The sequence below is a fragment of the Cohnella sp. 56 genome, from assembly GCF_037963805.1.
Classification (GTDB): Bacteria; Bacillota; Bacilli; order Paenibacillales; family Paenibacillaceae; genus Cohnella.
In genome coordinates this window covers 134,477-147,764 of sequence record NZ_JAZDQE010000014.1, presented here as the reverse complement: position 1 = coordinate 147,764, position 13,288 = coordinate 134,477, and the positions used below count along the sequence as shown (strand labels likewise).

General features: G+C 64.5%; 12 protein-coding genes. 7 read left to right on the top strand and 5 right to left on the bottom strand.

What is annotated here, in order from left to right; genetic code table 11:
* Nucleotides 1-14 precede the first annotated feature (14 nt).
* Nucleotides 15-572 (bottom strand): methylated-DNA--[protein]-cysteine S-methyltransferase, encoded by a 558-nt coding sequence (locus tag VQ071_RS22265; protein WP_340516429.1) that lies wholly within the window; start codon nucleotides 570-572, stop codon nucleotides 15-17.
* Nucleotides 569-1,177 (bottom strand): bifunctional transcriptional activator/DNA repair enzyme AdaA, encoded by a 609-nt coding sequence (locus tag VQ071_RS22260; protein WP_340516428.1) that lies wholly within the window; start codon nucleotides 1,175-1,177, stop codon nucleotides 569-571. The genes VQ071_RS22265 and VQ071_RS22260 overlap by 4 nt, the downstream gene beginning before the upstream one ends.
* 209 nt (nucleotides 1,178-1,386) lie before the next feature.
* On the opposite strand from VQ071_RS22260, the gene VQ071_RS22255 reads away from it, so the two are divergent.
* The 3 genes from VQ071_RS22255 to VQ071_RS22245 are packed head-to-tail and all read left to right on the top strand — an operon-like array spanning nucleotide 1,387 to nucleotide 4,474.
* A complete protein-coding gene (locus VQ071_RS22255) occupies nucleotides 1,387-2,577 on the top strand; it encodes a LacI family DNA-binding transcriptional regulator (RefSeq protein WP_340516427.1) in 1,191 nt (396 codons plus the stop codon).
* A 28-nt stretch (nucleotides 2,578-2,605) separates the two neighbouring features.
* Entirely contained in the window at nucleotides 2,606-3,331 is a 726-nt protein-coding gene (locus tag VQ071_RS22250; protein WP_340516426.1) for a ThuA domain-containing protein, read from the top strand.
* Nucleotides 3,332-3,367: 36 nt separating this feature from the next.
* The gene (locus VQ071_RS22245) at nucleotides 3,368-4,474 is read left to right on the top strand and encodes a Gfo/Idh/MocA family protein (RefSeq protein WP_340516425.1); all 1,107 of its coding nucleotides are present in this window, start codon (nucleotides 3,368-3,370) and stop codon (nucleotides 4,472-4,474) included.
* Between the two features lie 391 nt (nucleotides 4,475-4,865).
* Here the strand turns inward: VQ071_RS22245 and VQ071_RS22240 are convergent, their stop codons facing one another.
* From VQ071_RS22240 to VQ071_RS22230, 3 genes are all read right to left on the bottom strand, one after another.
* A complete protein-coding gene (locus VQ071_RS22240) occupies nucleotides 4,866-5,561 on the bottom strand; it encodes a hypothetical protein (RefSeq protein ID WP_340516424.1) in 696 nt (231 codons plus the stop codon).
* Between the two features lie 231 nt (nucleotides 5,562-5,792).
* Complete coding sequence (locus VQ071_RS22235) at nucleotides 5,793-6,527, bottom strand: DNA alkylation repair protein (RefSeq protein WP_340516423.1); 735 nt, start codon at nucleotides 6,525-6,527, stop codon at nucleotides 5,793-5,795.
* 570 nt (nucleotides 6,528-7,097) lie between these two features.
* Nucleotides 7,098-8,237, bottom strand: a complete 1,140-nt coding sequence (locus VQ071_RS22230; protein WP_340516422.1) for a GntR family transcriptional regulator — start codon at nucleotides 8,235-8,237, stop codon at nucleotides 7,098-7,100.
* A gap of 151 nt (nucleotides 8,238-8,388) precedes the next feature.
* Between VQ071_RS22230 and VQ071_RS22225 the strand changes: the two genes are divergently transcribed.
* From VQ071_RS22225 to VQ071_RS22210, 4 genes are all read left to right on the top strand, one after another.
* Nucleotides 8,389-11,181, top strand: coding sequence for an alpha-mannosidase (locus tag VQ071_RS22225; protein WP_340516421.1), 2,793 nt, complete (start codon nucleotides 8,389-8,391; stop codon nucleotides 11,179-11,181).
* Nucleotides 11,182-11,343: 162 nt separating this feature from the next.
* Nucleotides 11,344-11,700 (top strand): DUF6864 domain-containing function, encoded by a 357-nt coding sequence (locus VQ071_RS22220; RefSeq protein WP_340516420.1) that lies wholly within the window; start codon nucleotides 11,344-11,346, stop codon nucleotides 11,698-11,700.
* 6 nt (nucleotides 11,701-11,706) lie between these two features.
* Nucleotides 11,707-12,036, top strand: coding sequence for a hypothetical protein (locus tag VQ071_RS22215; RefSeq protein WP_340516419.1), 330 nt, complete (start codon nucleotides 11,707-11,709; stop codon nucleotides 12,034-12,036).
* A gap of 127 nt (nucleotides 12,037-12,163) precedes the next feature.
* Nucleotides 12,164-13,276, top strand: coding sequence for an ABC transporter ATP-binding protein (locus VQ071_RS22210; RefSeq protein WP_340516418.1), 1,113 nt, complete (start codon nucleotides 12,164-12,166; stop codon nucleotides 13,274-13,276).
* The last annotated feature ends 12 nt before the right edge of the window (nucleotides 13,277-13,288 follow it).

Sequence of the window (13,288 nt, the reverse complement as noted above, 5' to 3'; positions counted from 1 at the left end):
GCGCCGGCACCCGCCTACGCCCGCTCCGGCGAGACCGGTGCGGGCTCCGCAGCTTGTCCCCGCTCGAGCGCCAGCAGCCGCGTCTTCATCGGCAGGCCGCCCCGGTACCCGGTCAGGGCGCCGCTCTTGCCGACGACGCGATGGCAGGGCACGCATACGAGCACCGGGTTGGCGCCGATCGCCGCGCCGACGGCGCGCACCGCCGCCGGCCTGTCTACGAGCGCCGCGATCTCGCTGTAGGACCGCGTCTCGCCGTACGGAATGCCCTGCAGCGCCCGCCATACCGCCGTCTGAAACGCCGTTCCTTTGAAGTCGAGCGGCGCTTCGAACGTCGTGCGGCTTCCTTCCAAATAATCGATCAGCTCGCGCACATACGGAGTCAGCCGCTCGTCATCCCGGACGAGCGTCGAGCCCGGCACGCGCGCTTCTACCCACTTTTCCAGCTGTTCGAACGGCGCATCCGGCGAGCCTATATAACACAGCCCCGTGTCCGTGGCCGCGACATGCAGCCGCCAATCTCCATGGTCGATCCGCGACCAGCGCACGACCGCTTGTTCCTCGTTCCTGTTCATTCCGTCACCTCCGCATAGATTGACCGCCGATGCTGCCGTCTGTATTCGCTCGGCGTCGTTCCGACTCTCTGCTTGAACACGGTGATGAAGTACGGCACGCTGCCGAACCCGACGGCACGCGCGATGTCGGACATCGCCAGCTCCGTGTCCGCCAGCCGCTCCTGCGCTCTCGCGACCCGGATGCGCTGCACGTATTCTACGGGCGTCATCCCCGCAATTCGCTTGAACACGCGGTGCAGATGATACGGGCTGCCCCGGTACAGTTCGGCCAGACGGTCGAGCGTGATCGGCTCGTCGTAGCAGCGGTCGATATAATCGGTCATCTGGCCGACCCACTCGTCATCCGGCAGCTTGGTGTCGCTCGGCCTGCACCGCTTGCACGGACGATAGCCCGCCTCGAGCGCGCGCGCCGCGTCTGGGTACACCGAGACGTTGTCCCGCTTCGGCGCTCTCGACCTGCAGGACGGACGGCAAAAAATGCCCGTCGTCCGGACCGCGTACCGGAACCTGTCGTTGTAGGCGGCATCGCAGGCGACGATCGCCTGCCACGCCTCGTCGTCCGGCGCCAGGCCGACGTTCTCCCTGTCCGGTTTATTAGCGCTCATCTCGTTCACCTCATCCCAAGTATACCCGCATTGCCGCGGGGCCGTAAGCCATTTGGATTACAATCGCAAGATAACGAAATCCCACGCAAATGCAGAGGTGTATTGTTGTTCCGCCGCCGGTATGGGTGGACGATTGACGCAACGCGCGGCAAGTGGCATAATGTACGCGTGTACATTATTGATGTCAGCACCGGAAAGGAAGTGTGCGGATGGCGACGCGCAAGGAGGTCGCCGAGCTGGCGGGCGTATCCGAAGCTACGGTATCCCGCGTGATGAACGGCGTCGGGCCGATGAAGGAAGAGACGCGACGGCGGGTGGCGGACGCTGCCGCCAGGCTGGGCTATCAATTGAACGCGCTCGCTTCCGGCTTCGCCAAGGGACGCAGCGGCAATATCGGCGTCGTCCTCCCGCATGTGCCCAAGGTGAGAATGTTCTCCACCTATTACTTTTCCGAGATCTTGAGCGGCATCGGGGATGCGCTGCACCAGGCAGGCTACGGACTGCTGCTGCTCTACCGCAATCCGCGGGAGCGCTACGACTACGTGTCGCTGTACCGGACCCGACGGGTGGACGCCTGCCTCATTCTGGGCGCAAGCTCGCTGCCCGAGGAGCAGGCTTCCGTCCATGCGCTGGCCGACGCGGGCCTGCCCGCTTGTATCGTCGATCAGCGCTTCGAGCCGCGCGGCCGCGATATCCCCTTCGTGGGCGCCGATCATCGCGCCGGCGCCTATGCGGCCGCGCGCCATATGCTGGACACGGGCCGCCGCAGTCTCGGCTTCCTGAACGGCTCGCCGCATTACTCCAACAGCGCCGACCGCTACGACGGCTATCTCGCGGCGCTTGCGGACGCGGGGCTCGCGCCTGATCCTGACCTGCTGTTCGAAGGCAATTACAGCCGCACGAGCGGCTACGAGGCGGCAGGCGCGATCGCGGACAGGCTCGATCGACTGGACGGCCTCATGTGTGCCAACGACCGGATGGCGATCGGCGCGATTCAGGGGCTGCGCGAGCGCGGCATCGACGTGCCGGACCGGCTGCCGGTCATCGGCTACGACAATGCCGATGCCTCCAGCCTGACCGACCCGCCGCTGACGACTGTGGAGGTGCCCTTTTACGAGATGGGCAGGCTCGCCGCCGAGACGGCGCTCGGCATGCTGTCCGGCGATGCCGGCGAGGACGGCCCCGCGGCCGCCTTGCAGGGCGGTCCGGCTGCCGCTTCGCAGAGCGGCCATGGCGGCAGCGCCTTGCCGGATGACGCGGCCGGCGCCGGCTCGCCTGACAACCTTGAAGACATCGCTCCGCCGGATGGACCGGCTGCCGTCTCCAGCCCCGGCGGGGCTGCGCGGACGACAGGCGGCTTGCTGCTGCCGACGCGATTAATTATTCGCCGCTCCTGCTGAAGCGGCCGACATGGGAGAGGATTCGCCAATGACCAGAAAAGCATTGATCGTACAGGGCGGCTGGGACGGACATCAGCCCAAGGAAGTTGCGGAGCTATTCCGCGGCATACTCGCTGCGGAGGGCTTCGAGGCGGAAGTATCCGATACGCTCGAAGCGTTCGCGGACAAGGACAAGCTGATGGGGCTCGATCTGATCGTGCCTTGCTGGACGATGGGCAAGATCGAGCAAGAATGGGTGAACAACGTGTCCGCGGCCGTCCAGGCCGGCACCGGGCTTGCGGGCTGTCACGGCGGCATGTGCGACGCGTTTCGCGAGAATACCGATTGGCAGTTCATGACGGGCGGCCAGTGGGTCGCGCATCCGGGCAACGACGGCACCGAGTACGAGGTCAACGTCAAGCACAGCTCGAGCCTGCTCGTGGCGGGCATCCGGGACTTCACCGTGAGCACGGAGCAATATTATTTGCATATCGATCCGGCGATCGAAGTGCTGGCCACAACCCGCTTCCCGATCGCACCCGGACCCCATTCCCCGAACAAGGCGGTCGACATGCCGGTCGTCTGGACCAAGCGCTGGGGACGGGGCCGCGTGTACTACAACTCGCTCGGACATCAGGCCGATGTCGTGGCGCTGCCGCAGGTGAGCGAATTGATGCGCAGAGGTTTCCTGTGGTGCGCCGAGGGCAAGACTGCGGGCGCGGACGACTATGCGGCGGACACGGCGTATACGGGCATGCAGGACAACCAGCTTTAATTTTCGGAAAAAGGAAGATCAGAGGGGGACGCAGCGGTGAGCAACAAAGTTAAAGTGGGCATCATCGGTACCGGCAATATCAGCGGCATCTACCTGCACAACGGCGGGCGCTTCGGCTCGATGGAGATCGTCGCCTGCGCGGACCTGGACGTGGCGAGAGCCAAGGCGAAGGCGGAGGAATACGGCATCCGCGGACTGTCGGTGGAGGAGCTGCTCGCGGATCCGGATATTCAGATGGTTATCAACCTGACCATCCCGCAGGCCCATGCGAAGGTATGCCTGCAAGCGCTCGAAGCCGGCAAACATGTGTACGTCGAAAAGCCGTTCGCCGTGCAGCGCGAGGAAGCCCGAAAAGTGCTTGAACTGGCGAGCGCCAAAGGGCTGCTGGCAGGCAGCGCGCCCGATACGTTCCTCGGCGGCGGCATCCAGACGTGCGTCAAGCTGATCGAGGACGGCTGGATCGGCACGCCGATCGGCGCCACCGCCTTCATGGTCGGCGGCGGGCACGAGAGCTGGCATCCCGACCCGGCATTTTACTACAAGACGGGCGGCGGCCCGATGTTCGACATGGGCCCTTACTACTTGACCGCCCTCGTCGCGCTGCTCGGACCGATCGCCGCCGTGACGGGCGCCGCCCGCATCTCCTATCCCGAGCGCACGATCACGAGCCAGCCGAAGCACGGCCAGAAGATCGAAGTCGAGGTGCCGACGCATGTGGCCGGCATCATGGAATTCGCCGCCGGCCCGATCGGCACGATCCTCACCAGCTTCGACGCGCCGGGCGGCGCGCAGCTGCCCTTCATCGAGATATACGGCAGCGGCGGCACCTTGTCCGTCCCCGACCCCAACTCGTTCGGCGGGCCGATCCGCATCCGCCGCGCCGGCTCGCGCGAGTGGAGCGAGCTGCCGCTGACGCACGGCTATGCGGACAACGCGCGCGGTCTGGGCGCGGCCGACATGGCCCAGGCGATCCTGACCGGCCGCCCGCACCGCGCCAGCGGCGAGCTCGCCTACCATGTGCTGGAGGCGATGCACGGCTTCCACGACGCGGCGGCACAGGGCGCTCGCTACACGATGCACAGCACCTGCGCGAAGCCCGCACCGCTGTCGATCGGTCTGCGCGAGGGCGAGCTGGACGCCTAAGCCGAACACGACCAACAGCCCGATCGCCTCTGCGGAGAGGCGGTCGGGCTGTTGGCGCTGCGCGCTTGGCGACACATCGCCTACTCCACGAGAGGCGATGGGGCTCGCGCGACACGCTTCTGGCCCATCGCCTCCACTACGAGAGGCGATCGGGCTCGCGCGGCTCACTTCCGGTCCATCGCCTACACTACGAGAGGCGATCGGGCTCGCGCGGCTCGCTTCCGGTCCATCGCCTTTACTACGAGAGGCGATGCGACTCGCGCGGCTCGCTTCCGGCTCATCGCCTTCACTACGAGAGGCGATGGGGCTCGCGCGGCTCGCATCTGGTCCATCGCCTTCACTAGGAGAGGCGATGGGGCTCGCGCGACACGCTTCTGGCCCATCGCCTCCACTACGAGAGGCGATCGGGCTCGCGCTGCGCGCTTGGCGACACATCGCCTACTCCACGAGAGGCGATGGGGCTCGCGCGACACGCTTCTGGCCCATCGCCTCCACTACGAGAGGCGATGCGACTCGCGCGGCTCGCTTCCGGTCCATCGCCTTCACTAGGAGAGGCGATCGGGCTCGCGCGGCTCGCTTCTGGCTCATCGCCTTCACTACAAGAGGCGATGGGGCTCGCGCGGCTCGCTTCCGGTCCATCGCCTTCACTACGAGAGGCGATCGGGCTCGCGCGGCTCGCATCTGGTCCATCGCCTTCACTACGAGAGGCGATGCTTCCCGCGCAGCACGCTGCCGGCCCATCGCCTTCACTACGAGAGGCGATGGGGCTCGCGCGACTCGCTTCCGACCCATCGCCTTCACTACAAGAGGCGATGGGGCTCGCGCAGCTCGCTTCCGGCCCATCGCCTTTACTACAAGAGGCGATCGGGCTCGCGCGGCTCACATCTGGTCCATCGCCTTCACTACGAGAGGCGATGCTTCCCGCGCAGCACGCTGCCGGCCCATCGCCTTCACTACGAGAGGCGATGCTTCCCGCGCAGCACGCTGCCGGCCCATCGCCTTCACTACGAGAGGCGATGGGGCTCGCGCGGCTCACTTCCAGTCCATCGCCTACACTACGAGAGGCGATGCGACTCGCGCGGCTCACTTCCGGTCCATCGCCTACACTACGAGAGGCGATGCGACTCGCGCAGCTCGCTGCCGGCCCATCGCCTTCACTACGAGAGGCGATGCTTCCCGCGCAGCACGCTTCCGACCCATCGCCTTCACTACGAGAGGCGTTGGGGCTCGCGCGGCTCGCTTCTGGCTCATCGCCTTCACTACGAGAGGCGATGCGACTCGCGCAGCACGCTGCCGGCGCGATCCCCGCCGTCTGCGATTACAGGCTCGGCTCCGCAGAGCCCGCCGCCGCCCGCCGCGGTCGCTTCGCGCTTCGTCTCATCGCCCGCACCCGTTGCTTCGCCGCGGCGTCGACGCGGTACGACTCGCCGATTTTTTGCAGCGACTTGTTGAACGTGAAGTCGTCCAGCGCGCTGTCCGTCAGATACGCCTCCGTCACCGCCGGAAACTTGACATAGCAGATCGACACCGCCCAAGCGACCGCCATTTTCGCATAATATCCGTCATGACATATGCCGTCCAGCAGCCGCAGCACCGCCGACACATGCGACTCGTCGAGAAAGTGCTCGAGCAGCATGACGACGCCGAAGCGAACCTCGTATTCAAGCCTGGACTTCAGATAGGGTTGCAAAAACGTCCACACCCGCTCCTGATGCGCGGCCGCAAACTTGAGTCCGAGGCAGAAGCGGTCGCATACCGACCAATTGTCGATCTTGGGTACGTATGCCGCCACAAGCCGCAGCCGCTCCTCGACATCCATATCGGCATACCCGATGACCATCGCCTGAAGCATCGTCTCCTCGAACGAGGCAGCCTCCGCACCCGCAAGCCATCCACGCCAATCGCCGCGTGCAGCCGCAAGTGCGATTCGTCTCAACGCAGGCAGCCGCACCCCCATCAGATTGTCGATATTCGGAATAAGCGACGAAGCGAACTTGCGGTAGCCGGGCTCCGCCAACGCCTCCAACTGTTCTCTTACGGTTTGACTATTCATGCATCTAATCTATCCCTTCGAGCGCAACGCCCGCGAATCTATCGTTGACTTCTATCCTACCGCAGGTTCGCCGCCTAATGCGAGGCCGGCCAATATAACCGCAAGATCCCGAAGTCCTGGCCGCCTCCTACCGGCATGCCGATGCCCGCCCGCTGCCTATCGTTGGCGCGCTCGCATCACCCGCTGCCTATCTTTGGCGCGCCTCGCATCACCCGCTGCCTATCGTTGGCGCGCTCGCATCACCCGCTGCCTATCGTTGGCACGCCTCGCACCGCCCGCTGCCTATCTTTGGCGCGCCTCGCATCACCTGCTGCCCATCGTTGGCACGCCTCGCACCACCCGCTGCCTATCGTTGGCGCGCCTCGCATCACCCGCTGCCTATCTTTGGCGCGCTCGCATCACCCGCTGCCTATCGTTGGCGCGCCTCGCATCACCCGCTGCCTATCTTTGGCACGCCTCGCACCACCCGCTGCCTATCGTTGGCGCGCTCGCATCACCCGCTGCCGACCTTCCCCCCTCGCTGCTCACCGTCGACCGTGCCCCCGCTGCTCGCTGTTGCCAAGCTCAGCACTATTCCACCGCCCCCTGTCCCTCCCCGGCAAGCGCCGCCGTCGACGCCCGGACGATCAGCCGGGTCGGTATGCGGACCATGCTCCGCTCCTGCAGCGGGTCGGCGATCAGCGAGAGCAGACGCGCCGCGGCTTGCTCGCCGATCAGGCCGCCCTGCTGCGCCACGCAGGTCGGAGGGATACGCGCCGCTTCGGCGTGATCGTAATCGTCGAAAAAAACGACCGACAAATCTGCCGGCACCCGCTTCCCCGAAGCTTCGGCGGCCCGGATCGCGGTCTGTCCGATGCCTTCGTTGACGGCGAACAACGCGGTCACATCCGCGTTCGCCGCCAGAAATGCGGAGATTGCCTCCGGCTCTACCTGCTCCAGCACCAGGCTCCGGTCCAGCACGACGCCATAATCGTTCAGCGCCTGGCGGAAGCCGTCCATCCTTTCCTCCAGGCTGGTCGTCCTCAAGTACGGCGTCGTCACGAAGGCGATCCGGCGATGACCGAGGCGCAGCAGATGTTCGGTCGCTTCATAAGCCCCCGTGAAATGATCGGAGCACACGCAGTGCGTCTTCACGCCGCGGACATAGCGGTCGATGACGACGATCGGGTACCGGTCGAAGGTCAGCCGGAGCATCTCCTCGCTGTAGGTGCGCCCTTCCGCAGGATAGACGATCATGCCCCGCGCGCCCGCGCGAATCGCCTCGCGCAGCTTCTCTTCCTCCCGCGTCTGGTCGTCGTCGGTCGTCAGCAGCAATATCCGGTATCGCGACGCGGCCAGCCCCTGCTCCACGCCGGCGAACAGACTCGTCGTCAGCATGCCTCGCAGACGCGGCAGGATGACCGCCACCGGCAGCAGATCGCCGTGCGTCGCCGACGTGCCGACGGGATAACGCTTCGGCTCTCCCGCCGCATCGTCCGCGACGAAGCTGCCCCTGCCCTGGATCCGGTAGACGACGCCTTCCTCCACCAGCTTCTCCATCGCGCCGCGGATCGTGATCCGGCTGACGTCGAATTGCTTGCAGAGCTGGTTCTCCGAAGGCAGCCGTCTCCCGGGCTGCCACCGGCCGGAACGGATCTGATCGCGCACATACGATTCCACCTGCGCATACAGCGGCGTTCGTCCGCCGCTATCCCGCTGCTTCTGATCCATGAATACCCCGCCATTCCCGTTATAACTTATATACAACTTTATTCGGCTCAAAAAGCCAGATTCCATTTACATCAAACGACTATCTCACTATGATCGATTATAACAACTTCACATTAGGTTGTATATTCGTATTATACGGAGGAATGAACAGATGACAAAACGCGTCGTTCATGTCGTCTCTCACACGCATTGGGACCGCGAATGGTATATGCCTTACGAACGTCACCACGTCCGGCTCATCGAGCTGATGGACACACTGCTGGACACGCTCGATAGCGATCCGGACTACCGCAGCTTCCATCTCGACGGACAGACGATCATATTGGAAGATTACCTGCAGGTCAGACCGGAGCAGCGCGAGCGGCTGACGCGCCTGATTGCCGAAGGACGCATCAAGATCGGGCCGTGGTACGTGCTGCAGGACGAGTTCCTCACCAGCTCCGAAGCCAATGTGCGCAACCTGCTCGTCGGCCATCAGGACGCCCTCCGCTACGGCCCCGTCGCCAAGATCGGCTACTTCCCCGATTCCTTCGGCAATATGGGCCAGGCGCCGCAGCTGATGCGGCAGGCCGGCATCACGAACGCCATCTTCGGGCGCGGGGTCAAGCCGACCGGCTTCAACAATACCGTCTCCGACTCCGAAGCTTACGAATCCCCGTACTCCGAGATGATCTGGCGGTCGCCGGACGGCTCCGAGGTGCTCGGCATTCTGTTCGCCAACTGGTACTGCAACGGCATGGAGATCCCCGTCGACCCCGACGAAGCGCGCGTCTATTGGGACAATCAGCTGCAAAATGCGGAGCGCTTCGCATCGACGCCGCAGCTGCTGTTCATGAACGGCTGCGACCATCAGCCCGTACAGACCGACCTGTCGGCCGCGCTCCGCACCGCCCGCGAGCTGTACCCCGACTACGAATTCGTCCATAGCGATCTGACTTCGTACGTGGCAGCCGTAGAGGATTCGTCCGAGCGCGCGCTGTCCGTCGTCAGAGGCGAGCTGCGCAGCCAGCGGACGGACGGCTGGTTCACGCTGGCAGCCACGGCGTCGGCGCGCGTCTATATCAAGCAGGCCAACGTCAAAGGCCAGATTCTGCTCGAGCGGCTCGCGGAGCCTGCGGCCGCGTTTGCCTCTGCGCTCGGCATGTCCCATCCGGACGCGCTGCTGACCTATGCTTGGAAGACGCTCATGCAAAATCATCCGCACGACAGCATCTGCGGCTGCAGCGTGGACGAGGTGCACGCGGAGATGATGACCCGCTTCGCCAAGAGCCGTCACGCCGCGGAGCCGATCGTCGAGCGGAGCCTGGCGCATATCGCCTCGAAGATTGACACCTCCGGCTTCGGCGGAGATGCGTATGTGCCGTTCGCGGCGTTCAACTTCGCCGGCATCGCACGCTCCGGCTCCGTGACCGTGGAGCTGGACGTCGCGCGGCGCTGGTTCAAGGAAGCCAAGCCCGCCGAAGCCTATGCGGACATGGAACGCCTCGCGATCGGCCGGGGAACTGTCGTCGATCACGAGGGCCGTACGGTCGACGCCGACATCGAGGATCTCGGCATCCGCTTCGGCTATACGCTGCCCGACGACAAGTTCAGGCAGCCGTACATGGCAAGGCGCATCCGCATCACCTTGGCGGCGGAGGCCGTTCCTTCGCAGGGCTATCGCCTGTACGCCTGGCGCCGCGAGGACGCACCGTCCGAAGGCTCGGATGTGGCCGCCGCGGCTAGCCGCAGCGGCACTGCCGTCATCGCGGCCGAGCCGCAGACCGGTATCTTGACGCCTGCGGACGCAGGCGCAGGGGCCGCGCTGAGCCTGGAAAATGAGCTGATCGCCGTCGAAGTGCTGCCGAACGGCAGCTTCGCGCTCACGGACAAGGAGACGGGAGAAGTGTACCGCGACCTCGGCGTCTTCGAGAACACGGGCGACATCGGCAACGAATACGTCTACATCCAAGACGGCGAACGCGTGACGCTGACGACGCAGCATCTTCGGGCCGAGACGAGAATCGTCTCCCGCTCTCCTTTCCGGACGGTCGCGGAGATCGTGCACCGGTGGGAGATTCCCGCCGAGGCGGACGCCCTGCTGCAGCGTGAGTGCGCTGCGATGACGCATCTGCCGGACCGCAAGGCGGGCAGGTCCACCCGCACCTTGCCGCTCACGATCACGACGACCCTCACGGTCGAGCGCGGCGTGAAGGCGCTCAAGCTCAAGGTCGCCTACGACAATCAGGCCAAGGATCACCGCCTGCGGATGCTGTTCCCGACCGACGCCGCTGCCGCCGTCCACCATGCCGACTCGATCTTCGAGATCGCGGAGCGTCCCAACGAGCCCGCGGCGGAGTGGCGCAATCCGAGCAACGCGCAACATCAGCAGGCGTTCGTCGCCCTCGATGACGACAGCCGCGGCCTGGCCGTCGCCAACATCGGCCTGAACGAGTACGAGGTGCTTCGCGACGGGCGCGGCACGGTCGCCGTCACGCTGCTGCGCGCGGTCGGCGAGCTGGGCGACTGGGGCGTGTTCCCGACGCCCGAAGCCCAGTGCCTGGGTGCCCAAGAGGCGGAGCTGACGCTCATTCCGTACGGCGGCGCAGCCGGCAGATACGCCGCCGCGCAGGAAGCGTACGCGTCTCAGGTGCCGTGGCTCGCCGTCCAGACGGACGCGCATGCGGGCGAGCTGCCGCCCGTCTACAGCCCGCTCGACTGGAGCGGCGACCGGCTCGCGCTGTCCGCCGTCAAGCGCGGCGCGGCTTCCGCAGACGTATTTTACCGCTGGTTCAACATGTCCGGCGAGCCCGCGGCGCTCACTGTGAGCGCTGCTCCGGGCACAACATGGTACGCCAGCAATGTGCTCGAAGAACGCCTGGATCTGCTGTCCCCGGACAGCCAGGGCGCACTTCGCATCGACGTTCGGCCCTACGAGATCGTCACGATCGGCCAATCCTGCTGACGAGAACCGACCGCCCCATGCCGGCATCCGCCGGCCGAGCCTCCTCTAACCCCAAGAGGAGGCTCTTCGTATTATTCCGACATAAGACCGGCCTCGTGCTCGTACATTATTATATTGGCAGATATTGATCGTATATCCAGTTGAAAAACGGGAGGGATACGCATGCGCATTCGTTCCGGCGGATTCGAGGCCGTCTATCATGGCAGGGTGTTCGCCTATCAGATGAATCCGATCGAGGTCACGCTCTCCGAGGAGAACGATCCGCTGACCTTTGTATTTTGCATCGAGCAGGAGCCCGGACGGGACGACTTCGTGACGGATATCCGCCTCGTTCAGCACAACAAGGTGCGGATCGCCTGCATCAACTTCCCCAGAGGCAAGCCGACGGGCAACGATGACATGATTCATCTCGGCGTGCTCGACAACCGCAAGCTGTCCCTCTGCTATGAGGTGACGATCAACTACGACGCGAGCGCCTGGGTACTCTCCTTCACCTTTTTCGCCGGAGAGGGGGCCTGATGGGCCGTGAACAAGATCGAGATTCAGGACCCCAAGGTGGCGAGCAAGATCATCGCGGCCAATGCCGAGAGCGAGAAGCGCAAGGCGGAGCTCGGCTTCCTCGGCAAGTTTTTCGGTTCGGGCGACAATGTCCGGCTGTACATCGTCGGCACGATCTCGCTCGGCGTGCTGCTGATCGCGCTCGTGTACACCCTTGTTCCCGATCGGTACAGATCGCCGGACTTCGGGCTCAAGGACCTGTGGACGCTGGTCGTGCTGCCGATCGAGTCCACCATCATCGGTTATTTGATCGGCTCCAGAACCGGCGAGAACGCCGGACGGAAGCCGGACGTCTAAAAAAGCCAGCCGGCTCACAGTATCCGGTTGGCTTTTCTTATTTCACTTATTTTTCCCGGGGGCGGGACATACTACGGACATTATCGCCGCCGCCCGGACGGGCGCGGACGACGGGGAGCGGTCGCGCGTGATTCAGTTTATCGACGTAACCAAAAAATATCCGGACGGCACGAGCGCCTTGAAGGGCATCAATCTCGAAATACAGGAAGGCGAGCTGGTCACGCTGATCGGCCCGAGCGGCTGCGGCAAGTCCACGACGATGAAAATGATCAACCGGCTCGTGGAGCCGACGAACGGGAAGATCGTCATCGACGGCAAGGACATCTCGAAAATCAATCCCGTCCAGCTCAGGCGCGATATCGGCTACGTGATCCAGCATATCGGCTTGTTTCCCCATATGACGATCAAGGACAATGTGGCGATCGTGCCGCGGCTGAAGCGCATGGATAAAAAAGCGTACGAAAGCCGGATCGACGAGCTGATGGACATGGTCGGACTCCAGCCGGACCGGTACCGGGACCGCTATCCGTCCGAGCTGAGCGGCGGCCAGCAGCAGCGGATCGGCGTCATCAGAGCAATGGCGGCCGAGCCCTCGATCATTCTGATGGACGAGCCGTTCAGCGCGCTCGATCCGATCAGCCGCGAGCAGCTGCAGGACGAGCTGATCCGGCTGCAGGAGACCGTGAAGAAAACGATCGTATTCGTGTCGCATGACATGGACGAAGCGCTCAAGATCGCCGATCGGATCGTACTGATGAAGGGCGGCCAGATCGTGCAGGCGGATACCCCCGAACGCATCCTGCGCCGGCCGAAGGACGACTTCGTGCGCAGCTTCATCGGCGAAGGACGGCTGAACGAAGCGTCGGAGAGCCTGGCCGTCGAGGACGCGATGCTCTGGAACCCCGTCACCGTCTATCAGTCGAGAGGGCTCGCGCACGGCGCCAAGCTGATGAAGCAGCACCGCGTCAACGGCCTGCTCGTGCTGGACAAAAACCGCGTGCTCCAGGGCGTCGTGTCCCGGGAGGCGATCGAGGAAAATTACCGCAACGAGGAGCTGTCGCTCGGGGAGATCATGCGGACGGACGTCCCCTCCGTCATCGTCGGGTCCAGCATCGGGGATGCGGTCGACGTCATGAAGCAGAACGGCATGAGCTACCTGCCCGTCGTCCATCCGAACGGCCAAATCGCGGGTCTCGTGACCAATTCAAGCCTGATCGACGCCCTGCTGAAGCAGATCTGAACGGGAGGCAGC

Coding starts and splice junctions, on each gene's coding strand:
- VQ071_RS22230 (WP_340516422.1), bottom strand. CDS start 8,237: ATGGATCAGAAGCAGCGGGATAGCGGCGGACGAACGCCGCTGTATGCG.
- VQ071_RS22255 (WP_340516427.1), top strand. CDS start 1,387: ATGGCGACGCGCAAGGAGGTCGCCGAGCTGGCGGGCGTATCCGAAGCT.
- VQ071_RS22265 (WP_340516429.1), bottom strand. CDS start 572: ATGAACAGGAACGAGGAACAAGCGGTCGTGCGCTGGTCGCGGATCGAC.
- VQ071_RS22260 (WP_340516428.1), bottom strand. CDS start 1,177: ATGAGCGCTAATAAACCGGACAGGGAGAACGTCGGCCTGGCGCCGGAC.
- VQ071_RS22250 (WP_340516426.1), top strand. CDS start 2,606: ATGACCAGAAAAGCATTGATCGTACAGGGCGGCTGGGACGGACATCAG.
- VQ071_RS22235 (WP_340516423.1), bottom strand. CDS start 6,527: ATGAATAGTCAAACCGTAAGAGAACAGTTGGAGGCGTTGGCGGAGCCC.
- VQ071_RS22225 (WP_340516421.1), top strand. CDS start 8,389: ATGACAAAACGCGTCGTTCATGTCGTCTCTCACACGCATTGGGACCGC.
- VQ071_RS22220 (WP_340516420.1), top strand. CDS start 11,344: ATGCGCATTCGTTCCGGCGGATTCGAGGCCGTCTATCATGGCAGGGTG.